Below are 25,382 nucleotides of genomic sequence, written 5' to 3'. Positions count from 1 at the left end.
CTCACCTCTTTTTCCGGGATAGAGTTCCAAGGAGGACGCTATGGCAGTCGCAGCAAAAAAGAAAAAGAAGACGCTCAGTGATGGTCCTGACTGGACATTTGAGTTGCTAGAGAACTATCACACAGAAATTAAACGTGTGGCAGCACACTATCGCCTCGACACCTTTGTTAACCAAATTGAAATCATCACCGCCGAGCAAATGATGGACGCCTACTCAAGCGTAGGTATGCCAATCAACTACAACCATTGGTCTTTCGGCAAGAAATTCATCGAAACTGAACGCGGTTACAAGCATGGCCACATGGGCCTTGCCTATGAAATCGTGATTAACTCCGACCCTTGCATCGCCTATCTGATGGAAGAAAACACCATCACGATGCAAGCACTGGTGATGGCACATGCCTGTTATGGGCATAACTCTTTCTTTAAAGGCAATTACCTGTTCCAAACCTGGACAGATGCTGGATCAATTATTGATTACCTGCTCTTTGCCAAGAACTACATCAGTGAATGTGAAGAAAAATACGGCGTCGATGAAGTCGAGAAGCTACTCGATTCCTGCCATGCGCTGATGAGTTATGGTGTAGACCGCTATAAACGTCCACAGAAGATCTCGATTGCAGAGGAGGTAGCGCGTCAGAAGTCCCGTGAAGACTACCTGCAGAGTCAGGTGAATGCCCTTTGGCGCACGATTCCAACCAGCGAGAAGAAGCGTGAAGTGGAAGTCGATCGGTTCCCATCAGAGCCTCAGGAAAATATCCTCTACTTCTTTGAGAAACATGCACCATTGCTGGAGTCTTGGCAACGTGAGGTGATCCGTATCGTCAGAAAAGTCAGCCAGTATTTCTACCCGCAAAAGCAAACGCAGGTGATGAACGAAGGCTGGGCGACATTTTGGCACTACACTATCCTCAACCACCTTTATGATGAAGGCCTCGTGACTGACCGTTTCATTATGGAGTTCCTGCACAGCCACACCAATGTAGTTGCACAACCCCCTTATAACAGTCGTTTTTACAGTGGTATCAACCCGTACGCGCTAGGATTTGCGATGTTTCAGGATATCCGCCGTATTTGTGAAGAGCCAACCGATGAAGACAAGTACTGGTTCCCGGAAATTGCAGGCAGTGACTGGCTTGAGACTCTTCACTTTGCGATGCATAACTTTAAAGACGAGAGCTTTATCAGCCAGTTTCTGTCTCCAAAAGTGATGCGGGACATGAAGTTCTTTGCCATCAATGACGATGACAGACAAAACTTCATCGAAGTGACCAGCATTCACAATGAGGAAGGTTACCGCCAGATACGTGAGAAACTGTCAGCGCAATACAACCTCAGTAACCATGAACCCAACATTCAGGTGTTTGATGTGGATTTACGTGGCAACCGCTCGCTGACCCTGCGTTACGTACCACATAACCGTATCCCGCTAAACGATTCCTACGAAGAAGTGCTAAAGCATGTCCACTGTTTGTGGGGTTTTGAAGTCGTACTGGAAGAAGAATTACCGGACGGCAAGAGCAAGATTATTTCCACGTGCCCAAAGCGTCCCCAGTTTGATCCCGACTTGATACCGGGTAGCTAGCTAAGAGCACAGCTACAAAAAAACCGCCAGCGATGGCGGTTTTTCTTTTTAGAAAAAGCGCGATTACGCTTCTTCCTGCTCCATCAGTCTGGCAATTGTGTCGCGGTTAGAGAACCAAATTGCACCACTCTCACGGCCATATTGCTTAATGCGGTCAGCCACATCCAGATGACAGCCTTCATTCGTGATAACCAGCAAATCACGATAAAACTGAATCGCCAACTCACAGGCACGCTTGTCCATGAAGTAGTAGCCGCCAACGCGGGAGTAAATTTTACGCATACCGTTCATGGTCAGTACATAAACTTTGTTGCCTGAACGTTGGGCCATACCTTGGAACAGCATGTAATCGAAGTGATTGAATGCACGACCACGGCAAACAGCTTCACAGGTCTCTAGGTCAGTTTTGCCGAAGGTATCATAAATCTTCTTCACATCCTGCTGGATAGCATCTTTCTCTTCAGCAGTTTCAATGAAGCTCGAAAAGCTCTCGCTCGCCAGCAAAGCCTCACAGCGACCAATCACTTTCTCAATCAGGTCAGCACAGATTTGTGGGTCATTTTTCACGGCATAGCGCATAAAAACGCCGCTGATATCAGTACGTGCTGAGAGTAGGTTTTCCAACACACCATGCACGTCTTCACCTTCAAGGGTAACTAGCGTATCAAGGATGTTGAGACCAGAGGTATTCATATAGTCATTTACACGTGTTGGCTTACCGTGTTGGATCGTCAGCCAACCATCACGAGCCAGACGCTGAAGCACCTCTCGGAGGGTAGTACGTGTGACACCAATCAGTTCTGACAACTCGCGTTCTGCGGGAAGAATTGAGCCTTGAGGAAAATGATTATTCCAAATGCTCTCGATAATATATTTCTCAGCAAAAGTTGCCGGGCTATCCGCCTTAATAACCATTTAGTGTTGTTTCCAAGTTGCTTCTTACCTTGATTAATAACTCATCATACCACTTATCATCACAACCTAGAAACCTATGAAGAGGGTGCTTTGCGCCCATTTGACCATGATTTGACGGGCGTACATCACAGTTAATTAAATTTTCATCTGACTTGAACATAGGTGTTGTTTGCTTTCATAGCCACAACATGCACTTTTATGTGCGTTTTAAAACGCAAAAACTTGCCAGCTACCAATTTTACAACCTCATCACGCTCAGCAATGGGAAAAGGAAGAGCGATTGTTTTCTGCTAGTCGCTATCCTTTGATCGCCATCACTGTATACAACCAATCTCATGCATAGAATATCGGCGCCAAAATGTTACAGGACATTACAAAAGCTCAGGATTGGAGTCGCGTTTTTTCGTAACATACTCCAGTAATTTAATTAACATGCAAAGGATTGTTGACTGTTTGAAAAGTCGCTGTATTGTGTGCTCCAAGTTTGCCTAAGCGATAGGTTTCAGCGGTACTTTTCGTCGATTTATCGGCGTTTAGGGGTCAGATTCCAGTCATTTCAACAAAATTTGAAATTATGTAATTTTTCCGCCCCCTTTCGCAACAGAGCGTTTACATCTTCATTTCAAGCCCCCAAAGATACTTGCTTATATAAGAAACAGAGACATAAACATGGCCATTACGCTAAGGAATGCTTTCATCAAGAACTTTCTCGGTAAGGCGCCCAACTGGTACAAAGCGGCGATTATTGCGTTCTTGATTATCAACCCAATTGTTTTCGCTATTGATCCGTTCGTCGCGGGTTGGTTGCTTGTGGTGGAATTTATTTTCACTCTGGCGATGGCGCTTAAATGTTACCCACTCCAGCCAGGCGGCTTGCTGGCTATTGAAGCTGTAGCCATCGGCATGACAAGCCCGGCCACCGTCAAGCACGAACTGGTTGCGAACTTCGAAGTTCTGCTGCTGCTTATCTTTATGGTGGCGGGCATCTATTTCATGAAGCAGTTGCTGCTGTTCATCTTTACTAAGATTCTGCTAGGTATTCAGTCAAAAACCCTGTTATCTCTAGCTTTCTGTTCTGCAGCCGCATTACTTTCTGCATTCCTTGATGCGCTGACAGTGATCGCCGTAGTCATCAGCGTGGCAGTGGGCTTCTACTCCATCTACCATCGCGTTGCTTCAGGTAAAGATTTTCAGTCAAGCCATGACCACACCTCAGACGAATCCGTGCGTGATGATCTGAGCCGTGATGACCTTGAAAACTACCGAGCGTTCCTGCGTAGCCTGTTGATGCATGCTGGTGTAGGTACCGCCTTAGGTGGTGTAATGACCATGGTGGGTGAACCTCAGAACCTTATCATTGCTGAAAAAGCGGGCTGGCAGTTTGGTGAGTTCATTATCCGCATGTTGCCAGTTACCCTACCGGTATTATTCTGTGGCTTGGCAACCTGTGCATTTGTTGAGAAGTTTGGCCTGTTTGATTACGGTACAAAACTCCCTGAAAACGTCCGCCAGATCCTGGTTGAGTTCAACAATGCTGAACGTGCAAAGCGCACCAACTATGACGTTGCGAAGCTTGTCGTTCAGGCGATCATTGCAGTTTGGCTGGTGATTGCGCTGGCAATGCACCTGGCTGCGGTTGGCTTGATTGGCTTGAGCGTTATCATTCTGGCGACCTCTTTCACCGGCGTTATTGACGAACACCACATTGGTAAAGCTTTCGAAGAGGCTCTGCCATTTACTGCCCTGCTTGCGGTTTTCTTCTCAGTCGTTGCTGTTATCGTTGACCAAGGGCTTTTCACGCCTGTCATCAGCGCCGTACTGGAACTGGAGGGCGGTGCGCAGCTCACCATGTTCTATATTGCGAACGGCTTACTTTCCATGGTGTCAGATAACGTGTTCGTAGGGACGGTTTATATCAACGAAGTGAAAGCGGCACTGATGGATGGCATCATCACTCGTGAACAATTCGAACTTCTTGCTGTCGCAATTAATACCGGTACTAACCTTCCGTCGGTTGCAACACCGAACGGTCAGGCTGCATTCCTGTTCCTGCTGACATCAACGCTGGCTCCACTGCTGCGCTTGTCGTACGGCAAGATGGTTTATATGGCACTGCCATACACCATTGTGATGGGCCTAGTAGGTCTCGCAGGTATCGAACTGCTGCTGATTCCAATGACTGATTGGTTCTACGATGCTGGTTGGATCTCACTAGGCACCGTTGACGCAGCCGACGCAGTGAGTACTGGTCACTAAGGGTTGCTATTCAACCGATTACATCTTTGAATAACAAAGTCCCGCCTTCGGTGGGGCTTTGTCTTTTACAACGGATTCGTATTTTATGTTGTCGTATTTTAACGAAATATCCCGTGGGCGTGGCGCTTGGTTCTTGCTGATGCTGGCGGGTTTTATCCTCGAAGGCTGTGCGCTGTTTTTCCAACATGTGATGGAGTTGGCCCCTTGTGTCATGTGTATCTACGAGCGCGTGGCTATGCTCGGTGTGGTCGGTGCAGGTCTCATCGGTATGCTTGCGCCGCAAAACGGTCTAGTACGCTGGTCTGGGTTAATTGCCTGGGGCGTAGCTGCGGGCTGGGGTCTCAAGCTTTCCATCGAACATGTTGGCTACCAGTTCCCGGATCCTAACGACCTGTTTGGTGCGACCTGCGATATCTTTGTTTCTTTCCCATCATGGGCACCATTGAACCAGTGGGTTCCTTGGATGTTTGAAGCCAGCGGCGATTGCAGTAAGATTGTTTGGCAATTCCTTACACTGTCTATGCCTCAATGGCTGGTCGTGATTTTTGCAGCCATGCTGGTTGTGTTGGCTATTGTTGTGTTGTCCCAGCTATTCGGCAAGCGCGAGCGCCGCCTTTTCTAGTTGAAACCATCGCGTCGATAGAATTATTAAAAACCCCAGCCTTGGCTGGGATTTTTGTTATTTTCTTTTCAGTAGTTCAACCAACGGTTTGTCCGCATCACTGAAGAGATAGTCGTCCAATTCTGATTGAGTCACCCAAGCCTTAGCCTGATGGCAATGTAGGGTGATATCACCTTCCAACTGCTCGCATCGATAGCTTCTCAGTAGAATTGATTTGGTTGGGTAGTGATGGAGCGTTTCCGTCAGGTACACCCCAACCTTCACTCTTATTTCTAACTCCTCCCAAAGCTCTCTGGCCAAAGCATCAGGCTCCCTCTCACCCGACTCAACTTTGCCACCAGGAAACTCCCAAAGACCACCTTCACTATCAAAGCGCTGAGTAATGAGAATGCTATCACCGTCCGTGAGCACACCCGCGACGACCAATATTGGGGCTTTCGTCATCACTTACCGCAGCACTTTTTGAATTTCTTGCCGCTGCCGCAAGGACACGGATCGTTACGGCCAACGGATTTGTAAGGATTCACCGCGCGCGCCCCAGAGCCCTGCTGTACTTCATCAGCGGCGAGTGCCACTTCGTTAATCATCAACGGCAGTTGCTGGTAATACTTTTCTGGCGATGGAAGTGCCGCCAGTCCCGCCTCTTTCATTTGATCCAGCGTCCCTTGCTCATCATGCAGGAACAACATGGTGGTCATCAGCGCCGAAAGCATACGTCGGCTACCGTCGGATACTTTGATTTCCCGCCACGCTGGCTCGATGTGCGGCCAAACAGCGAGAAAGCCTTCGGCAAAAGCCTGATGATTTTCATTTCGTGATGCGTCGAGTGACAACGCTACAGGCAGTTCGTAGGTATGCTTCATCAGTGCCACATACTGCTGCTCAAATCGCAGCATCACTGCCTTTTTCTGCTCGGTGGTCATTGGCTCTACATCATCTTCGTCCATGCCACCGGTCACAAGGATTGGCAACCAGCTATTTTCTGGATCCAAAGGTGCAGGAGAAAGGTTCGCTGCCAAAAGCGCACCTTCAATAAAAGTGGCTGGCATGCCTTCCCAGTCACTTTGCAATTCGACCATCGATGTCATTGTGGTTCTCTAGTGATGTAAAAAGCGGATGATAACCCAAAACGTCCACCGTCGTTGATTTTCAACTACTCCTTATGAAAACAAGGTCACTTTTTAACCAACAGAACTACGCGACAAATCGAATAATTGGTCTAAGGCGTTGAATAGTTTTGCTCAAACAGTGGTAGTCTAGCCGCAATTGATTTAAGAGGACTTTCAGTCAGTGCCATCGTCTCGAAGTGTCATTATCGCCGGTGCAACCGGGCTGGTAGGTGACGAGTTATTACATCAATTACTGGGGGATCCTGATGTCTCCCATATCCACGTTGTCACGCGACGTCCTGTCGCTGTAGTTTCTGATAAAATCATCGTCCATCAAAGTCCAGACCTTTCAGTCACTCACTGGCAACCTCAGTGGCCAGTGCCACTTCAAGGCTATATTTCGCTGGGTACTACCAAAAAACAGGCAGGGTCAAAAGCCGCTCTGGAAGAGGTGGATTATCACCTTGTAGTCAAAGTGGCACGCATGATGGCCGTCGTCGGCGTAAAGCATCTGGCTGTGGTTTCCAGTTTGTTGGCTCACCCTTGGTCACCATCCCATTACCTGCGCTGCAAAGGTAAAATGGAACGCGCACTTTCAGAAATGGGATTCGAACGCCTTTTGGTTGCACGTCCTGGCCCTTTGGTTGGCGAGCGTGAAAAGCCAAGAAAGGATGAGCAATTCCTGCAGCGAGTCATGCCGCTGCTGAACCCATTCCTTGCGGGCCCTCTGGCAGATTTTGAGCCTGTAGAAGCCGTGCGTGTTGCGCGAGCCATGATCTCAGCACTGTCCGAACAGAACTGGCCTGGGCGCATCGACTACCGTATTTTGCCGGGCCGGGTGTTGAATCAGTACTAGATTTTGGAACAGAGAATCCAAAGAGAAAAGGCAGACCCAAGTCTGCCTTTTTCATGTTTCTTGAAATCAATTCTAGGCAAAGCTCTCAACAGCAGCCTGACGCTCCACATTGTTGAGCGTGCTGATGATTTCACCCAGAATTTGTTGTTTGTCTTTAAGCTGGCGAATACGCACAAACAGCTCTTTCGCTTGTGGGTATTCAGCCTGCAGATAACGGAACCATTGTTTTACTCGGTTCGGGTAGTACATACCCTTGTCACCACGAATTTCAAATTCTGAATAGCGAACCAAGAGCATCAGTACTTGATGCCATGACATGGGCGCAGCATCGGCTTTAATGTGTGCCGCAAGATTCGGCATGTTCAGAGCGCCACGGCAAACCATCAAGGTTTCACATCCCGACACTTCTGCACATTTTAGTGCGTCATCTCGACACCAAATATCACCATTGGCAATCACTGGAATCGACAAGCTCTTTGCCAAATCGCCAATCAAATCCCAGCGAATAGTTCCCGCCTTATAAGCATCTGCTTTGCTGCGACCATGAACGACAATTTCATTGGCGCCGCCAGATTGCACCGCATTGGCAATTTCACGATAGGCTGAGACATCATCAAAGCCCAGACGCACTTTGGCACTAACGACTTGATCGGAAGGCACAGCATCACGAACGGCTTTCACCACCTGATACATCAGCTCAGGTTCTTTCAGAAGAGCTGCCCCACCTTTGTTGCCGTTTACCGTCTTGGATGGGCAACCAAAGTTAATATCCACCCCAGACGAGCCAAGTTCCGCCACCAGTGCGGCGTTTTCACCCATGTATTGTGGAGACTGACCTAGCAGTTGCACACGCACAGGTGTGCCCGCTGGCGTTTTACCGCCGTTTTCCAGTTCAGGGCTTAGCTTGTAGTAGACACGGGGAGGCAGTTTCGCATCGACGACACGGACAAATTCGGTCACGCAAAGATCGTAAGGATTAATCTCTGTCAGCATTTGACGCATCAGAGGGTCAAGTACGCCCTCCATTGGACCAAGGGTCAACTTCACAGGAGTTAACCTCGACGGCTGGGATGATTGATGATGTGGTCTTCCCAATCAATCACGTCGATTTCGTAAACCACTTTCTCGCGTACTGATTCGTTCGCGGCATGCATGGCCTCTTTTGACCCGGTAATGAGTGGGTGCCAGGCTGGAAGCGGTTTATTCTCTGCCAGCAAACGGTAAGCACAGGTATCCGGCAGCCAGTAAAACTCTTCGATTTTCTCTCGGGAAAGTTTCAGACAGTCTTCGTCGTAGTTAAAGCGGTTAGGGTAGTCTTTACACGAGCAAGTTTTGTCATCCAGTAGGCTGCAAGCGATGTTGGTGTAGTACAACTCCTCGGTATCTTCATCAATCAGTTTGTGAAGACAGCACTTACCGCAACCGTCGCACAGTGACTCCCACTCTGCGTCAGTCATTTCAGTCAGTGTTTTTTGTTCCCAGAAAGGCGTTGTCATGCTTACCCGTTCCTGCCAGTCAATCTTGATAAAGGCGCTCGTTATACCACCCAGAGCAGAAACTGCAAGCGCAAGCCGAAATCCTTGCGTTCAGCGACTGTCAATCAAGGGCTTATGGGCGATTACTATCAACATTTTGCGTTTACTCAGCGTGAGTGATACTGTGCGCGCCCACGATTGGATTATAACCAAATACCCCGTTCATTGAGGCTGAGAGATGACTGATACCGCTGTAAGCTGTCGTTTAGGTTGTGGTGCTTGCTGCATCGCGCCAAGCATTTCTTCGCCTATTCCAGGTATGCCCAATGGCAAACCGGCCGGGGTTCGATGTATCCAATTGAATGAAGAGAATCTTTGTAAGATTTTCGGCCAGCCTGAACGTCCTGCCGTTTGCGGACAATTCAAAGCTGACCGGGATATTTGTGGCAGCACCAATCAATACGCGATTGACGTGCTCACAGAGTTGGAATCGTTAACTTAACCTCGCTCGGCGATTTCCTCAGCAATCAGTTCACGCACCACCTTGGCAGGGTTACCGACAGCGATGGTGTTATCAGGAATATCTTTGGTCACCACACTGCCCGCGCCAATGACACAGTTCTTGCCAATCGTCACACCCGGCAGAACAATCACACCGCCACCTAACCATGCATTGTCACCGATGGTAATGGGCAAGCCATATTCTTCCATATCATAAACGCGGCGCTGAACATCCAGTGGGTGTGTTGCTGTCAAAAGTTGCACGTTGTTCGCCATCATCACACGATGACCAATAGTCACTGGTGCAACATCCAAAATGGTGCAGTTGAAATTGATAAAAACATTGTCACCAAAGGTCACATGAATGCCGTAATCACAGAAAAATGGCGGCTCGATATACACTGAATTGGGCGCGTTTGGCAGCAAATCACGCTTGGCTGTTTTCCATTCCTCACTTTCTGGCAGGCTTTGGTTAAAACGACGCATCGCTTCCCGGCACCGCATTTTATCTGCCACCAGCTCGTCATCACTCGCGCAATAAAGCTCACCACTTAGCATTTTTTGCTTCTCGGTTTTCATTTTTTGTCCTTTGTACCGACACTGTTATATACCCAAACCGAACAGTAACTTATAGACAGGACACAATGCTGAGATCCCAGTTCTTTTTCTTGCTATTGATGACAACACTGGCAGGGTGTGCGACTGCACCTGAGCCAGTTTTGTTCAGTAACAGCGAAGCGGTTTGCGAAAGCCGCCTCTCCACTTATTTCGAGAAAGTAGAGCAAGAGCGCGATTTCAAACTGCCTTACCATCAAGATGGGCGCTTTCCCCATCTGGCCTTTGACCGTTTCAGCACATCCTTTGTCGATGAGTTAAACCATCCATCAGCTCAGGCGCAATGGCTCAACTACGTTGCCCAGAAAGGAAAGCTTCAACTCAAAACCGCATTGGCGTTAATGCCAGTCAGCCCCGCAGAGCATAAGCTAATGATGCAGTGTCAGGAGCGATTGGTTAAAGAGAGCCTCGATAATCCGCGATTCTGGAATGAACTGAAAAACACTCCCCAAACCGTCCCGACTTCATACGAGCACTGGAAGCGTGTGCTGGGTGCTTACCCTGTCGCCAGCCTTGTCGCTAAAGGACAAATTGAAGACGAACAGGACCGCATAAAGGCGGACTTTGGCAGAACGCTGACACAGCCTTTCCGTTATGGCGAAGCCTCCTCACCTATGGCACAGGGTGAAGTTGCCAAATTGCTATCAGAAGCGAGCAAATACTCATCTTTGAATTGGCCTTTGCTCAGTGACGGGGAGTCAGAGGTACTACTCGATCGCTTTTCGCCGCTTTTCTTGGTGGAGACGTTATCAGCAGACGATATTCCCGGTGCGCTGGCAATGAATGACAGCATAAACGTCTATATCGATAGTCGGAAACCGACCCTCTATCGTACGGTCACTTACACCCGCTTTCACGGGAAAGTATTGCCACAGCTCAACTATGTATTGTGGTTTCCAGCCAGAACGGCAAAAAGTCGTTTCGACCCTTATGCCGGAGAATTTGATGCTGTCATTATCCGGATTACCCTCGGCGAAGATGGGATGCCTTTGATACTGGACTCCATCCACCAGTGTGGCTGCTATCACATGGTGTATGCCTTAAACCCAACACTGCGCTTTTTAGAGCGTGATGATGAAAAACCGATCCAAAACTACTTGTTCCCAAACACTGAGGGTGGCCGTTTTGAAATCAGCCTCACTGGCAAAGAACATATGATCAATGCAATTCATGTTATGGGTAACATTTCACCTGATATCGAACTTGAATCAGCGGAACTCAGTGAAACACTGGTGATCTCAGACAATCAGGGAAACAAACACAGTCCATTTGATGAGTTCGGCATTTTAAATGAGAGCCTTCGCAGTGAGCGCTGGTTCCTTTGGCCTTTTGGCGTGCGCTCACCGGGCGCAATGCGACAACATGGTCAACACGCTATCGCCTTCATTGGCGAGCGCCACTTCGATGATGCTTTCATCCTTGAAACCCTACTAAGCCCTTAGGGGCTGTTGATTTTTGCAGCACAACAAAAAAGCGAGCTCAACAGCTCGCTTTTTATCTTCACTTTTCAGTAATTAGTGAACGTGACCGTGATCGATCTCTTCAGCAGTTGCTTCACGCACTTCGCGGATAACGCCTTCAAATTGGAGTACGACACCCGCCAATGGGTGGTTACCGTCGATCGTCACTTCGTCGCCATCAATCGCGATGATGGTGACCTGAATGTTGCCTTGTGGACCCTGAGCGTTGAAAACCATGCCCACATCCAGTTGATCAACACCTTGGAAAACGCCGCGCTCAACCACTTGAATCAACGCTTCATTGCGCTGGCCATATGCATCATCTGGTTGGATTTGAACAGAAAACTCTTCACCTTCTGCACGACCTGCCAATGCTTTTTCCAAACCAGGAATAATGTTTCCTGCACCGTGCAGATACGCCAAAGGATCTTTGCCTTCCGATGTATCAATCAGCTGTCCTTCTTCGTCTTTTACGGTGTAGTCGATTTTTACGACCTTGTTGTCTTCAATCATCTTGCCATCCTTTGTCGGCAGCGAATTTATGCTGATAACAGCGCACCCTTTGACTGTAACACAGTGAGCAATACACTAAAAAAATCGGCCCAGTTGCAACGTTTTGAATCCTAAAAACGTGAACCTAGGCCGATATCATTGATTTCAGTTGCTGAGATTTAACGCCACAGCGCTTTGATGGGGTAGTCACCACGAAAACGATGCGCTATCTGAGCCTGAAGCAATTCCGCAGTCGCAATCGCATCCGTCAGCGCGTTATGCCCTTGATAAAAAGGCAAATTATAACGACGACGGCTGTCCGCCAACCGAATAGATGTTAGCGGCTTTTTCATTAGGCAGGACCAGAACTTCTGGAAAGGTTTACGGTAATACCATGACTCTATTTCCAAGGTATCCACCACCGGAAACAACAAGGTTTCACCCAAACGGCTTTTGACCGCCGCCTCGATAAAATCACGCTCGATGCGACGGTAGTGCACCACCACAATCTTTCCTTCCAGAGAAGCCAACACCTCTTCCAGAATCCGGCGTAAATCCGGCGCATCACTGACATCAGAATGCGTGATGCCATGGAATACCACAGAGTCATCTTCCAGCGGTTTTCCTGGCTTCACAATCCAATGCTTGGCTTCGCGGCAATGGATACGGTTAAGCGTGAACGGCACCAAGCCAATGCTGACAATGTCGTTTTTGCCGGGATCTAACCCCGTGGTTTCCAGATCCAGCGCAACGAACTCAACCTCAGACACTGGGGTGTCACCATTTACAACACCCGCTTCGTAAAACCGCTTCAGCAACGGCACGTTGGCACGTTCTTTTAGCCGCTTATTCAGAGTTACCCAGTCAGGCCCTGCTTTAACATCTTTAGCGCCGTTTTTAGGTTCAAGAATTAACACTACACGCCCCTAATTACTGCGGTTTGGCTGGTAACGATACTTCAGGAACTTCTGCGCGTTACTCATGATCTGGAACGCATCTTTGAGGTTGCGGCGTTCGAATTCAGACAGGTTTTCCGGCTCGATGTTGTTATCAGGCTCAATCTCCTGTTCCACATCAATAGCCTGATGGCGTATGCGTACCATGGAGATAAACTCCATCGCATCACGGATATCCTCGCCACGGCCTTTCGGCAAAATGCCCGCTTCAATGATATCGTCCAAACGCTCAAATGAGTTCTGGGAGCGCGACCCAACCGCCAGCGCGTGAACACGGATGAGATCTGCCAGTGGTGCGGTACCACGGCGTTTCAGGTTCATCGAGTTCTTGTGGCGACCGTCCTGCTCCATCACAAAACTCTTGAAGAAGCCCAGCGGAGGTGTGCGGTTCAGCGCGTTGCGAGCCATGCACGCCAGAAAACGGTTGTTACGTCGCGCACGGCGACTGATAAATGCCTTCAGGTTTTCAGCCCAGTTTGTTGCCCCATAAACACCATCAAGGTCAAAGAAGATATTACTGTTTAGCAACGACTGAGGATTGGGCTGATCAATCCAGTCTGCAAAGGTCTCTTCCCATTCAGTGCGGGTCTTACGCCATTCCGGATTCGTCGCCATGATGTTACCGGTACAATAGCTGTATCCACAGCGTGCAAGGCCATCACTCACGAACTTAGCCAGATTCGAGAAATACGCTTCGTGTTCAGCAGGGTCGTACTTGTCATCCAGAATCAGGGCATTGTCCTGATCGGTCACAATCAGTTGTTCGTCTCGCGCCATTGACCCCAGCGCAAGGAAACAATATCCGATAGGTGGTGGGCCAAACTCTTCTTCAAACAGTTCAAGAAGACGCTGCTTGAAGCTTCTGCCGATCACCGCCATTGCTGACCCAATCATGTGTGAATTCGCGTCTTCAGAAACCATACGAGAGAAGCAAGCAGGCACGTCTTTCGAGAGGACTTCCAAATCATCAATGGTCTGCTGGCGGAAAATGCTGCTCACGATCACCAGACTGCTTTGCGATTCATAACGAACGATATCAGATAAGGCTACCACCCCCACTGGACTATGGTTTTTCAGAATGGGCAGATGGTGCAGGTTATTACGAAGCATGGTCAGCATGGCTTCGAACACATAAGCATTGTGATCGAGCGTGATAATTTGTGGCGTCAGAATATCAGCAATCGGCGTCTCATAGGACAAACCAGGAGCCACCACTCGGGAACGCAAATCCCTGTCGGTAATGATGCCTGCGATACGTTCCTGCTCCACGCCTTCATCATCGGCTTCTACCGTCATCACCAACAGCGAAGATACACCTTCGTCAGTCATGACTTGTGCGGCGTGGCGAACGGATGATTCACAATCTACGGTAACGGGATCGCGCAATATCAGGTTAGTGACTTTGGAGGTGGTGAGATCATTGCTGTCACGGTGGTTCTCCACCGCCTGACGCAAACGTAATCCGTCTTCCACCTCCATAAAGTCTGAGAAAGATTCAAAGCGTTCGTTGAGATCGTCAAAAACGGTATCAGAAATAAAGTAAACCAGACTGTCTTCAATCGCTTTGGCAGGGAAGCGAACACGGCGGTTCATCATCAATCCCCATTGGCCGAACGTGCCCCCTTCAGAGAGCCGGTTATAAAGCTCTCCTTTACGGCGATAGATTTCGACCACGCCACTGCGAACTAAACAAAGATCGTGGATTGGTTGTCCGTATTCAAAAATTTGCGTCCCTGCGCGGAAGTAGGAAATCTCGACCTGCTTGGCCACCTCCTCCACTTCTTCTTCCGGCAATTCATTGAAGGGCGCATGTTGTTTGAGAAACGCTGCGATTTCTATTTGTTCCGCTTCCATTACTTATCAATCTCTCAACGAGTTTACTTCCCACAGGAAATCAGACTCGGACTTCAAACCAGACGAAACAGGGCAGACGTCATGTCTGCCCCGCTGCGCTTACAAGGTTGGTCAACCTAGCCTCGCGGTTCAGACATCAGGCCCTTTATTACCGAGATACAGGCAACCAGCAACACTATGGTGAACGGGAATCCGGTTGATACTGCCATCGCCTGAAGGGCAACCAATCCGCCACCCAATACCAGTGCAATCGCAACTAATCCTTCAAACGTACACCAGAACACACGCTGTGGCACAGGTGCATCTACCTTACCACCTGCGGAAATCGTATCGATAACCAGAGATCCTGAATCTGATGAGGTCACAAAGAAAACCACCACCAGAATAATACCGATAAATGACGTGATTGAAGCCAATGGCAATGCATCCAGCATCGCGAAAAGTTTCAATGGCAGATCTGCCTCTGTCACTGCAGTGTAACCATCATTGACCACCTGGCTGATGGCTGTGCCACCAAACGCAGTCATCCACAATACACATGCCAGAGATGGGATCAGCAGAACACAGACGATGAATTCACGTACCGTGCGACCACGCGAAACACGTGCGATGAACATACCAACAAATGGCGACCAGGAAATCCACCAAGCCCAGTAGAATGCAGTCCAGCCAGCGGCAAAGTTAGAGTCTTCACGTCCGAATGGGCTGGAAAGCGCAGGCAGGTGTTCAACATAAGAGGCCAGATTGCCAAAGAAGCCGGTCAGAATCGCAATGGTTGGTCCCATCAAAATCACAAACAGCAGCAGAGCCAACGCCAGAATCATGTTGATTTCAGACAGACGTTTCACACCGGCATCCAGACCCGCCATGACTGACACAAGCGCCAGCGCAGTGATCAGAATAACCAGAATCACTTCTGTGGTTTCACCAAGCGGGATACCAAACAGATAATTCAGGCCCGAAGCAGCTTGTGAGGCACCAAGTCCCAACGAGGTCGCCAGACCGAATAAGGTGGCAACGACCGCAAGTATATCAATGATGTGGCCAACCCAGCCCCATACACGCTCACCGAAAAGTGGGTAAAACACAGAACGCATGGTGAGCGGCAAACCCTTGTTAAACGAAAACAGCGCCAGACCTAAAGCTAGCACCGCATAAATCGCCCAAGGATGGAGACCCCAGTGGTAAATCGTTGCGGCCATGGCCAAATCTGCCGCCGCTTCCGGATCTCCAGCTGCCGCGCCCAATGGTGCCCAGTCGGTACGCACGCCATTTTCAACAGACGTTCCGCCTAGCGCTGCACCATAATGGGATAATGGCTCAGCAACCCCCCAGAACATCAGACCAATACCCATACCTGCAGCAAATAACATCGAGAACCAGCCCGCGTAGGTATAGTCTGGCGTGGCTTCAGTACCGCCAAGACGGACTTTACCCAATGGGCTGACAACCAGCACCAGACAGGTGATCACGAAGATGTCGCCTGCGGAAAGGAAGAACCAATCCAGGTTAGTCGTCAGCCAGCCTCGTATCTCACCAAAAATAGGAGCAACGTCCTTTTGGAAGGCGAGTGTAACGAAGACGAAAAGAACAACGGCGAGGCCGGAAATGAGGAAAACACGGTTGTGAATATCAAGCCCAAACGGCCCAATCTTCATGGCAATGTTGTCCTGCCCGACCTGATAGTCTGTGTCTATGGGGTTGACGTCACCGTCGGGTTTCATCAACTCTTCATGACTTTTATCGCTCACAGTAAACTCCTTAATCCGTTTTGCGAGTTAAGCAGCTAATGGCGTTGAATATGCAGGGTGAAACAACAGAAACGCACGGCTTCTATCATCAGGCATATTAAACGCTCACTAACTTTAGGTTCTGGGTCTGTTACCCCGAGACCTAAACACTCTAACATATCCTTAGTGTTCAACGCTTCAATAGTGAGAATTGAGTCGAATTAATTGCTGTATTTGCACGAATTTTAATCAGTTTACGCATTTTCTGGGCATACAGTCAACGCAAATAACCATTGAGCTCTAAACATTCAGTTTGTGAAGTTGCCCAATAGTTCTATCCCTGCTCAGGATGAGTGATTTATATAAATGCGCCGTGGTTGATCCTTTTTCGACCAGTGTGTCATTGCTGATCGCATCGTTGCTGAAAACAAAAATCCGGACGACAAGGTCCGGATTTTTTTGTCCACCGCTTATTTGCGCGGTTCAGACATCAATCCTTTCACCAAGGAGAATGCGCAAAGCAACAGAACGATACAGAATGGCAGACCTGTCGACACCACCATTGCCTGCAGCGCACCAAGGCCACCACCCAGCAACAGAGAAATCGCTACCAGACCAACAAACGAACACCAGAAAATGCGCTGTGGTACGGGTGCATCCACCTTACCACCAGCAGAAATGGTATCGATCACCAGTGAACCTGAGTCTGAAGAGGTGACGAAGAAAACCACCACCAGAATGATACCCAGCAGAGAGGTAATGCTCGACAGAGGCAGGCCATCCAGCATGTTGAACAGCTGTAGCGGCAGATCTGCATCAACCACTGCGCGGTAACCATCCTGAAGCTGCTCAATCGCCGTGGTACCGAATGCTGTCATCCACAGCACACAGACAGACGTTGGGATCAGCAGTACACAAATGATGAATTCACTCACCGTACGTCCACGCGAAACACGCGCGATAAACATACCTACGAATGGCGACCAGGACATCCACCATGCCCAGTAGAACGCCGTCCACCCTTGTGAGTAGTTAGCGTCTTCGCGGCCAAATGGGTTCGACAGTGCAGGTAGGTTCTCGAAGTACGCCACCATATTGGTACCAAGGTTAGTGAAAATTGACAGGGTAGGACCTACCACAATCACAAATACCATCAGCAGGGTAGCCATCGCCATGTTGAACTCAGAAAGACGTTTCACACCAGAGTCCAGACCCGCCACCACCGACATCAGTGCCAGACCTGTGATGCCGATGATCAGAATAACCTGAGTGGTAATACCGCTTGGAATGTTGAACAAGAAGTCCAGACCTGCAGCCGCCTGCGAAGCACCAAAGCCCAGTGACGTAGCCAGACCAAACAAAGTCGCAACGACAGCCGTGATATCAATAATATGACCCGGCCAGCCCCAGATACGCTCACCGAAAATTGGGTAGAACACCGAGCGAATTGTCAGAGGCAAGCCTTTGTTAAACGAGAACAACGCCAAAGACAGAGCCAGCAACGCGTAGATTGCCCATGGGTGCAGGCCCCAGTGGTAAATCGTCGCGGCCATACCGAGATCTTTTGCAGCAACCATATCGCCCGCAGCACCCCCCAATGGTGCCCAGTCAGTACGAACGCCATTTGCCTCAACCACACCGCCAAAAGAAGATGCATAGTGTGAAAGTGGTTCAGACACGCCGTAGAACATCAGTCCGATACCCATACCTGCAGCAAACAGCATGGAGAACCAACCGACATAGGTGTAATCAGGGGTAGCTTCTGTGCCGCCGAGACGCACGCGTCCCAATGGGCTGAAGATAAGGATCAGACAGAGAATAACGAAAAGGTTACCTGCGCCGATGAAGAACCAGTCCATCTGGGCAGTAAGGGTGTTTCGCATTTCGTTGAACACAGGGCCAACTGAGTTGCGGAACAATAGAGTGACTAACACGAACAGTGCAATCATACCGCCTGAAACCAAGAACACGCGGTTATGGATATCCAGACCCAAAGGACCGATTTGCAGGGCGACATTATCCTGACCTACTTGGTAGTCAGTATCGATAGGCGTCACCGCACCATCCGGTGACATTAATTCATCGTGGCTTTTATCACTCACAACGACAACTCCATTTTACATTCACAACTTTCAGGCCAATTCGCCTGAATAAACGCAAACTATTCCGGTTTACGCCAGTGAGGTAAAACAAATAAAACTTGTCGTATTAGTATGATTTTTCGATATTAATTGCCGGGGCAATCTAAAAAAACAAACCCATTCATCGTAAAAATGCCAAAATTGCAAATATCACTATAAATTAAACAGTTAGAGATTATTGAGATCGCCTAAATAGTGCTCAGCTTTCTCTAGTACCGCATTACGCTCTTCGTCGGATTTTCCATCCCAGCCGCGATAAACCATACCGGCGCGCGGATTTAACGCAATTTTAGCGCGATGACGTTCCATAAAATGCCAGTAAAGGCTATTCAGAGGACAAGCGCCCTCGCCCACTTTTTCTTTGACTTTGTAGTGGCAATCCGAGCAGTAATCGCTCATCTTGTTGATGTAGTTACCGCTGGCACTGTAGGGCTTGGTGGCGAACAGACCGCCATCTGCAAATAGCGCCATTCCCCGAACGTTCGGTAACTCTACCCACTCAATGGCATCGACATAGATCCCCAGATACCAGGCATCGACTTCTTCCGGTGCAATGCCCGTGAGCAGGGTGAAGTTACCGATAACCATCAAGCGTTGGATGTGATGCGCATAGCCGCAATCGAGCGACTGCTGGATAGCCTGTTTCAGGCATTGCATCTTGGTCTCGCCCGCCCAAAAGAAATCAGGCAATGTCCGTGTGCCGCCCAACGCGTTCATCGTCGAATAGTCCGGCATGTTTGCCCAATAAAGCCCGCGGACAAACTCACGCCAGCCAAGAATCTGTCTGACAAAGCCCTCCACTTGATTGATGCTAATGCCGGAGTCAGGCTGGCGATACGCCTTTACCGCGGCTTGAATCACCTGCATTGGGTGAAGCATTTTGCTGTTGAGTGCAAAGGAAAGTCGGGAATGATAAAGGCTCCAGCGATGCGGGCTCTCGGATGTCATCGCGTCCTGAAAACTGCCGAATTTTGGCAACAGGTACTGGCAGAAGTAATCGAGCAATTCCAGCGATTGTTTACGTGTGACTGGCCAGAGAAGTTTCGAACTAGCAAGCCCGATGGTTTTCACACCATGACGCTCCAAACGTTCGAGAATAGCTGACACATCATTGGCAAACACCAAAGGCTCAGGGATGCATCCAAGCTCAGCTTTAGTCAGCTTGGCGCGGTTGTCTTTGTCGTAATTCCACTTTCCCCCTTCCGGTTTGTCGCCTTCCATCATCACGTCAAACTGCTTACGCATCTTGCGGTAAAAAGACTCCATCAGGTGATGTTTCCCAGCAGTGAAATGTTGGTTCAAGGCATCATCAGGTACCAGAAAATGCTCGCTGCCAGTCGCGCTGGTCTCAATATCTAAAGAATCGCTAAACAGACGAAGCTGTTCGCGCAAACGGTATTCATCCGGAAGTTGATATTCAAAACGCATGACACTGTGTTTATCAATCAATGCGTTTAGCAGTACGTTCAGCGAATCGAAGGATTGTGTTTCATCCAGCGTCATGTGCCTCACATGGTGACCTGCTTTCTCCAAGGCAGTCGCAAAACCTTTCATGGCAGCGAAAAACGCACAGACCTTCTGGACATGATGAGGGGCGTAGTCCGTTTCCTGACGCAGTTCTGCGATCAGGTACAACACACCATCGTCGTGTTCGCTGTACCACGAATGGCTGGCATTTAGCTGGTCGCCGAGAATCAGTCTGAGTGTGTGGAACCGGGTCATTGGAATCGCTACCGTTTCTTTTTTCAATCAACAGTATGCATTACGGCTCAAGGAGCTGAGAGATCAAAAAAACGCCAGACAAGCTGGCGTTTTTTATCGGGGGCTGTGAGTTACTGCGCGTGAGGTCGGAACACGATTTTCTCGTCTTCTTCCGCCGCTTTCATGTCGTTGAAGCGTTTCTCATCCAACGCGTCTTCGCTTTTCGCAACAATACAGGTTACCGCACAGTCACCGGTGATGTTCACCGCGGTACGAATCATGTCCAGCAGACGGTCAACACCCATGATCAGTGCAATACCTTCCAGCGGCAGGCCCACCTGATTCAATACCATCGCCAGCATCACCAGACCCACACCCGGTACACCCGCGGTACCGATGGACGCCAGCGTTGCCGTCAGGATAACCGTCATGTAGTCCATCATCGTCAGGTCAACATTGAACGCCTGCGCGATAAACACCGTTGCCACACCCTGCATCATCGCGGTGCCGTCCATGTTAATGGTCGCACCTAGCGGGATGGTGAAAGAAGCAATCTTGTTGTCAGCACCCATGCGGCGAGTGGTGGTTTCCATCGACACAGGAATGGTCGCATTCGACGACGCCGTCGAGAACGCAAACATGATGGCATCTTCCATTTTCTTGAGGAATGTTACCGGGCTCAGGCCGCTGAATACCTTAAGCAAGGTGGTGTAAGTCACCAGCGCATGCAGCACCAGACCACCCGCCAACACGAAGAAGTATTCCGCCAGACTGACAATCGCAGACAGACCCAGCGAGGTAAACAACTTCGCCATCAGACAGAACACACCAAACGGGGCCAGATTCATCAGCAGCGCAACCAGCTTGAGAATCACTTCGTTCAGATCGCGGAAGAAGGCCGCCACGCGCTCACCTGGCTTACCGGACGCACTGATAGCAATACCGAACAGCAGCGCAAAAATGATGATTTGCAGCGTGTTGCCTTCCGCCATTGAGCTAATTGGGTTCGTTGGGAACATGCCCACAATCACATCGCCCAGCGATGGCGCTTCAGAAGCTTGGAAAGACGACGCCGCAGAAAGGTCTGCACCTTTACCTGGGCCAAACAGCAGCGCAAGGCTCATTGCCAGGGTGATCGCCAGCGCCGTGGTGCCCAGATAGAACATCAGGGTTTTACCCCCCAAACGACCCAGCGTTGCGATATCTTTCAGTGCGCTGGTGCCACACACCAGTGAAACGAATACCAAAGGAACCACCAGCATCTTCAAGCTGGCTACAAAAATTTGGCCACCAACGTCAAACAAGCCATTGACGATATACTCGTTGACGAAACCTTGTTCGCCGAACAAAAACCGAATAGCAAAACCAGTCACAATACCCATCACCATGCCCAGCAGGACACGGGTGGTCAAAGACATCTTGTTAGCTTCCGCATTCATGATTGAAAACTCCTTTTCAAAACTCAACGCCAAGGAGATTAAACTGGTGATTTATATTGACCAGAAGAATACGAACTGCCCTCGGGCAAAGCATCGTTTCAACAGAACTAAATGAACCGAATTTTAATCTGATTGGTTAACTTGCTCTTCACAATCAAGCGCGATGAGATTAGCAGCGGAATCCCAACTAAATACATTCCCTTTTTACAACATCGAGTCACTTTTATGCGACACATCACACATCTGAAGCGAAATTTCCAACCTGATAAACATCTGATTAACAAAATAAAAAACTATTAGATGCCTTTTTGACCAACAGAAAAGACCTGACCTGTTCGAAAAACCATCAGTGCTATTAACAATAGTCAGGCCTATACCCAATCTGAAGGCTCAGCTTTCTACCAACCAGAAGAAGCTGTAAGCAGCGATCAATGCCGGCAAAGTTGAATAAAGGGTGGCGACAATGGCAGCCTTTGGTGCCAGCGCAATCGCAGGGAAAAGCGCATCACCATCATTGGAAATCGCATTGCCAATTTGGGCGGACATTGGCACAGCACCGCTGATGTACAAACTGGTAACGAGAATCTGAGGGCCGCAGCCGGGCAATATGCCCACAAGGACCCCCATTAACGGCACCAAAACGCCCCAGCCCGTAAAGAGTTCACTGAGATCCATCCCCAGCCAAAGCACGCAAAGCTCAAACACCAGAAACGCCGCAATCACCCAGACCATCACAAAGTTAGTGTCCTGAGCGACCCGCTCGAAAAGGTGCGATCCACTGTCTTTGGGATCTTCTCCCACCAAAGACTCATAATTTTCCGCTTCTCGTGCCAGCGCCCAGAAGGTCACCGTCGTTATCGCGAGAACCGCGCCAACCAGCTCGGAAGTACGAACAGGAAGATGGAACACCCCATCGGTATCAAACTGCATCGAGCCAAGCAGTGCCATCACCAGAGATGGAAGCAATACCCATTGCCAAAAGCGCCCCTGCACACCGATAACAGTCTGGCTGTCGGCTTGATTGGAACATGCATTAGGTTTTGCCGGAGAGTGTTTGGGTCGCATAAAGTCATCACGATGCAGCGCATCGACAATCTGTCCGGAAACCAGACCGACGGCAAAGCCTAACCCAATCATAAAGATGCCATCCGAAGGCCTGGTGGCTAACAACAAGAACGCAGCATCGCCCATCGTCGCAGTAAGCACAGCAACCACACTGCCAAAGCTAAGGTTGCCACGTACAAACTGGGTGATAACAACAATAGCGCCACCACATCCCGGTAAAGCGCCCATTGCCGCTGAAAACACCACCTGCAGATTTTTCTTTTTTGCTAACCGCGACACCCAAGCGCCATGACGCTCGAACTTGTTCGTCAAATAGTGAAAAAGCGCTAATGTCGCAGCCACATAAGCAGCCACTTGCCAGAAAGCATCAGACAGCACAGCGAGTGTCACCGCACGTGTTGGTTCAGCGAAAATCAGCGCAAGTAACAACACTGGTACTAAAAGGCGACGTTTTTTCATCGCCCATAAGTGCCGTTTTGAAACCGGTGCGAAGAGTCGGGAAAGTAATCCTGTCATTGCTTTTCTTTTGATAATGAGAATTATTATCAATAATAGATCGTGGATGACGAATTGCAACAGGAAGTTTGATAATACCAATCACAGTAGATAGGTGATCAGAAATAGCGCAGGAAAAATGCTCGAGAACAAGGCGAAAAATTTCGATAAGTAGTTATTCTACAATCAGATTTTTCAACGCAGTTATCGAGCATTTTGACAAGCTAGGATGAGCAGATATTTACTACGATTGGTATAAGCATGAAGTACGGGTGAGAGATAAAAGAAAACCGCCCCGAAAGGAGGTTTTGGTTGAAGCTTACATCTGGCAATTAAACGCGGAAGAAAGCAAGCTCCTGCTTCTGGCTTTCAGCCAGCTGAGACAGCTCCTGACTTGCGGACGCGCTTTGGCTGATACCTGTAACATTCTGGGTAATGATGCCAGACATATTGGTGATGTTACGGTTGATGTCCTGCGTCACTGCCGATTGCTGTTCAGCGGCGGTCGCCACCAGCGTATTCATGTCAGTGATTTGTGCGACAGACTGGGTGATGCCATTCAGGGCATCATTCGCCTGCTGGCTCAGCTCCTGAGTACGCGCAAGCACGTCCATACACATTCCCATGCTGTCACCCGCCTGAGAAGCCTGAAGCTGCAAGCCTTCGATGATTTGCTGGATCTCTTTGGTCGACTCTTCAGTACGCGCCGCCAGCATTCGCACTTCGTCCGCGACCACTGCAAAACCGCGGCCTGAGTGGCCTGCACGTGCCGCTTCAATTGCCGCATTCAATGCCAATAGATTCGTTTGCTCCGAAATGCCGCGGATCACTTCCACCACATGGCTGATGCGCTCAGATTGCTCGCGCAGGGTGCTCACCACACTTGCGGTGTTTTCAATCGACTCCGCCATTTGCACTGCGGCCTGTGTACTTTGCTCAAACACTGCAAGACCTTGAGCTGCCAGTTCATCGGTTTGACGAGCCGCATGGTCGGCATTCACTGCGTTGTCTGACACGTTATCTGCGGTACTTGAAAGTTCAGTCACCGCAGAAGCAACCTGCTCAATCTCAGCCTGCTCTTGCTGTGCGTTCACCGCTGACTGGTTCATCACTGCCGCAAGTTCCGTAGAAGCAGCTGCCACTTCATCACTGATACCGAACAGAGTTGTCACGGTGTGACGAAGTTGGTTGATCGTTTGATTGGTGTCACGCCCTAAACGCGCTAGTTCATTTTCACCGTTTTCATCCGCCTGAACATTCAGGTCACCCGTCGCCAAACGGCGCATCACATCCTGAAGTTCCTCCAATGGCTTCACGATGACACCTGATAGCCACCAGCCAAACAGCATCGCGAGAGTCAGTGCACCGCCCATCACTAAACCCACTGCCACCATCATCTGGTCAGCATCATGATCAGATTTCTTCAGATCCTGCTCTACCAACGGGTCAATGAATGAAGACATCGAAGTGATGTCTTCCATCAAATTTGCACCCAGTTCACGGTACTCATTCACCATTGTGTTGTAGCGTGGCATCGCAATTTGCTGGTTAAAATAGGCTTCTATAGTTGGTTGCGCTTGAGTCTCGGTATAGCGCACGTAGTCGCTCACACTTTCTTCGATGTTAAGCGCCAAATCGCGAAGGACGCTTGTTTTCGCCATTTCACGGGAAATCGTCAACGCTTCATTCCCCAACTTAGCAACGCTATCACTCATTTGCTTGGTACGCTGTTCGTCATAGATACCGTAAATCGCCTCAACACGCATCGCCCAAGCAATGTCTGCCAGTTTAGACGCCCGGTCTTTGTCACCTGCTGCCTGACGGGCAGTATTGCTGACGGAGTAAACCGCAGATTCGACTTCGCTTTTAGCAAAGAACATCACTGCGAAAGTGCCAAAAACCAAAATAAAGATGGGGATCAGAATTTGATATCGAATTGAGATATTTTTTAGTGACATTTGTCGCTTAAACCTAAGCCTGATTAATGAAATTGCGCGCATTATGAGACTTAGATCAATATTTGCCAACTATGAATCTTCTTTTAGAATCACTTATTTTGGTATTTTTTTAAGCGCCAAATTTACGTCAGAATCGTCAAATTTTTGAGGGAGGTTA

At 49.1% G+C, this 25,382-nt stretch carries 21 protein-coding genes; 6 read left to right on the top strand and 15 right to left on the bottom strand.

Going from position 1 to position 25,382, the window contains the following annotated elements; all coding sequences use genetic code 11:
* The first annotated feature begins 40 nt into the window (after positions 1–40).
* Positions 41–1,585 (top strand): SpoVR family protein, encoded by a 1,545-nt coding sequence (locus GMA8713_RS08965; protein WP_062708195.1) that lies wholly within the window; start codon positions 41–43, stop codon positions 1,583–1,585.
* Positions 1,586–1,648: 63 nt separating this feature from the next.
* On the opposite strand, the gene fadR is transcribed toward GMA8713_RS08965, so the two are convergent.
* Positions 1,649–2,500 (bottom strand): fatty acid metabolism transcriptional regulator FadR, encoded by an 852-nt coding sequence (gene fadR, locus GMA8713_RS08960; protein ID WP_062708192.1) that lies wholly within the window; start codon positions 2,498–2,500, stop codon positions 1,649–1,651.
* 669 nt (positions 2,501–3,169) lie between these two features.
* Between fadR and nhaB the strand changes: the two genes are divergently transcribed.
* Entirely contained in the window at positions 3,170–4,756 is a 1,587-nt protein-coding gene (nhaB, locus tag GMA8713_RS08955) for a Na(+)/H(+) antiporter NhaB (RefSeq protein WP_062708189.1), read from the top strand.
* A gap of 85 nt (positions 4,757–4,841) precedes the next feature.
* Entirely contained in the window at positions 4,842–5,378 is a 537-nt protein-coding gene (gene dsbB, locus GMA8713_RS08950; protein ID WP_062708186.1) for a disulfide bond formation protein DsbB, read from the top strand.
* Positions 5,379–5,435: 57 nt separating this feature from the next.
* Here the strand turns inward: dsbB and GMA8713_RS08945 are convergent, their stop codons facing one another.
* Complete coding sequence (locus GMA8713_RS08945; RefSeq protein ID WP_062708184.1) at positions 5,436–5,822, bottom strand: (deoxy)nucleoside triphosphate pyrophosphohydrolase; 387 nt, start codon at positions 5,820–5,822, stop codon at positions 5,436–5,438.
* A complete protein-coding gene (locus GMA8713_RS08940; protein WP_062708181.1) occupies positions 5,822–6,466 on the bottom strand; it encodes a YecA family protein in 645 nt (214 codons plus the stop codon). The genes GMA8713_RS08945 and GMA8713_RS08940 overlap by 1 nt, the downstream gene beginning before the upstream one ends.
* A 202-nt stretch (positions 6,467–6,668) precedes the next feature.
* Between GMA8713_RS08940 and GMA8713_RS08935 the strand changes: the two genes are divergently transcribed.
* On the top strand, positions 6,669–7,343 hold the full coding sequence (locus GMA8713_RS08935; RefSeq protein ID WP_062708179.1) for a Rossmann-fold NAD(P)-binding domain-containing protein: 675 nt from the start codon (positions 6,669–6,671) through the stop codon (positions 7,341–7,343).
* A 72-nt stretch (positions 7,344–7,415) separates the two neighbouring features.
* Here the strand turns inward: GMA8713_RS08935 and dusC are convergent, their stop codons facing one another.
* Entirely contained in the window at positions 7,416–8,390 is a 975-nt protein-coding gene (dusC, locus tag GMA8713_RS08930) for a tRNA dihydrouridine(16) synthase DusC (RefSeq protein WP_062708176.1), read from the bottom strand.
* 5 nt (positions 8,391–8,395) lie between these two features.
* The gene (locus GMA8713_RS08925) at positions 8,396–8,839 is read right to left on the bottom strand and encodes a YcgN family cysteine cluster protein (protein ID WP_062708174.1); all 444 of its coding nucleotides are present in this window, start codon (positions 8,837–8,839) and stop codon (positions 8,396–8,398) included.
* 217 nt (positions 8,840–9,056) lie between these two features.
* Here GMA8713_RS08925 and GMA8713_RS08920 point away from each other — a divergent pair, with 217 nt between their 5' ends.
* Positions 9,057–9,320 carry a YkgJ family cysteine cluster protein gene (locus GMA8713_RS08920; protein WP_002541050.1) on the top strand — a complete coding sequence of 88 codons (264 nt, stop codon included), beginning with the start codon at positions 9,057–9,059 and terminating at the stop codon, positions 9,318–9,320.
* Here the strand turns inward: GMA8713_RS08920 and GMA8713_RS08915 are convergent.
* Positions 9,317–9,898 (bottom strand): sugar O-acetyltransferase, encoded by a 582-nt coding sequence (locus tag GMA8713_RS08915; RefSeq protein ID WP_062708171.1) that lies wholly within the window; start codon positions 9,896–9,898, stop codon positions 9,317–9,319. The genes GMA8713_RS08920 and GMA8713_RS08915 overlap by 4 nt on opposite strands.
* A 65-nt stretch (positions 9,899–9,963) precedes the next feature.
* Between GMA8713_RS08915 and GMA8713_RS08910 the strand changes: the two genes are divergently transcribed.
* Positions 9,964–11,376: a hypothetical protein gene (locus GMA8713_RS08910; RefSeq protein WP_232314399.1), complete on the top strand. Its 1,413-nt coding sequence runs from the start codon at positions 9,964–9,966 to the stop codon at positions 11,374–11,376.
* 72 nt (positions 11,377–11,448) lie between these two features.
* Here the strand turns inward: GMA8713_RS08910 and GMA8713_RS08905 are convergent, their stop codons facing one another.
* The 9 genes from GMA8713_RS08905 to GMA8713_RS08865 all read right to left on the bottom strand — a co-directional run bounded on the left by GMA8713_RS08905 (position 11,449) and on the right by GMA8713_RS08865 (position 25,225).
* Positions 11,449–11,907 carry an FKBP-type peptidyl-prolyl cis-trans isomerase gene (locus GMA8713_RS08905; RefSeq protein ID WP_062708168.1) on the bottom strand — a complete coding sequence of 153 codons (459 nt, stop codon included), beginning with the start codon at positions 11,905–11,907 and terminating at the stop codon, positions 11,449–11,451.
* A gap of 158 nt (positions 11,908–12,065) precedes the next feature.
* The gene (locus tag GMA8713_RS08900; RefSeq protein ID WP_062708165.1) at positions 12,066–12,803 is read right to left on the bottom strand and encodes a 3'-5' exonuclease; all 738 of its coding nucleotides are present in this window, start codon (positions 12,801–12,803) and stop codon (positions 12,066–12,068) included.
* Positions 12,804–12,812: 9 nt separating this feature from the next.
* Positions 12,813–14,696, bottom strand: a complete 1,884-nt coding sequence (locus GMA8713_RS08895; protein WP_062708162.1) for a DUF294 nucleotidyltransferase-like domain-containing protein — start codon at positions 14,694–14,696, stop codon at positions 12,813–12,815.
* Between the two features lie 116 nt (positions 14,697–14,812).
* Positions 14,813–16,420: a BCCT family transporter gene (locus tag GMA8713_RS08890; RefSeq protein ID WP_422615197.1), complete on the bottom strand. Its 1,608-nt coding sequence runs from the start codon at positions 16,418–16,420 to the stop codon at positions 14,813–14,815.
* A 476-nt stretch (positions 16,421–16,896) separates the two neighbouring features.
* Positions 16,897–18,528, bottom strand: coding sequence for a BCCT family transporter (locus GMA8713_RS08885; protein WP_062708157.1), 1,632 nt, complete (start codon positions 18,526–18,528; stop codon positions 16,897–16,899).
* A 207-nt stretch (positions 18,529–18,735) separates the two neighbouring features.
* On the bottom strand, positions 18,736–20,289 hold the full coding sequence (locus GMA8713_RS08880) for a cryptochrome/photolyase family protein (protein WP_062708154.1): 1,554 nt from the start codon (positions 20,287–20,289) through the stop codon (positions 18,736–18,738).
* Positions 20,290–20,399: 110 nt separating this feature from the next.
* The gene (locus tag GMA8713_RS08875; RefSeq protein WP_062708151.1) at positions 20,400–21,707 is read right to left on the bottom strand and encodes a dicarboxylate/amino acid:cation symporter; all 1,308 of its coding nucleotides are present in this window, start codon (positions 21,705–21,707) and stop codon (positions 20,400–20,402) included.
* A gap of 390 nt (positions 21,708–22,097) precedes the next feature.
* A complete protein-coding gene (locus tag GMA8713_RS08870) occupies positions 22,098–23,288 on the bottom strand; it encodes a putative manganese transporter (protein ID WP_062708148.1) in 1,191 nt (396 codons plus the stop codon).
* Between the two features lie 311 nt (positions 23,289–23,599).
* The gene (locus GMA8713_RS08865) at positions 23,600–25,225 is read right to left on the bottom strand and encodes a methyl-accepting chemotaxis protein (protein ID WP_062708145.1); all 1,626 of its coding nucleotides are present in this window, start codon (positions 25,223–25,225) and stop codon (positions 23,600–23,602) included.
* Positions 25,226–25,382 lie beyond the last annotated feature (157 nt).

The organism is Grimontia marina (genome assembly GCF_900060185.1).
GTDB classification, from domain to species: domain Bacteria; phylum Pseudomonadota; class Gammaproteobacteria; order Enterobacterales; family Vibrionaceae; genus Enterovibrio; species Enterovibrio marinus.
This window is presented reverse-complemented; position numbering and strand designations above follow the sequence as displayed.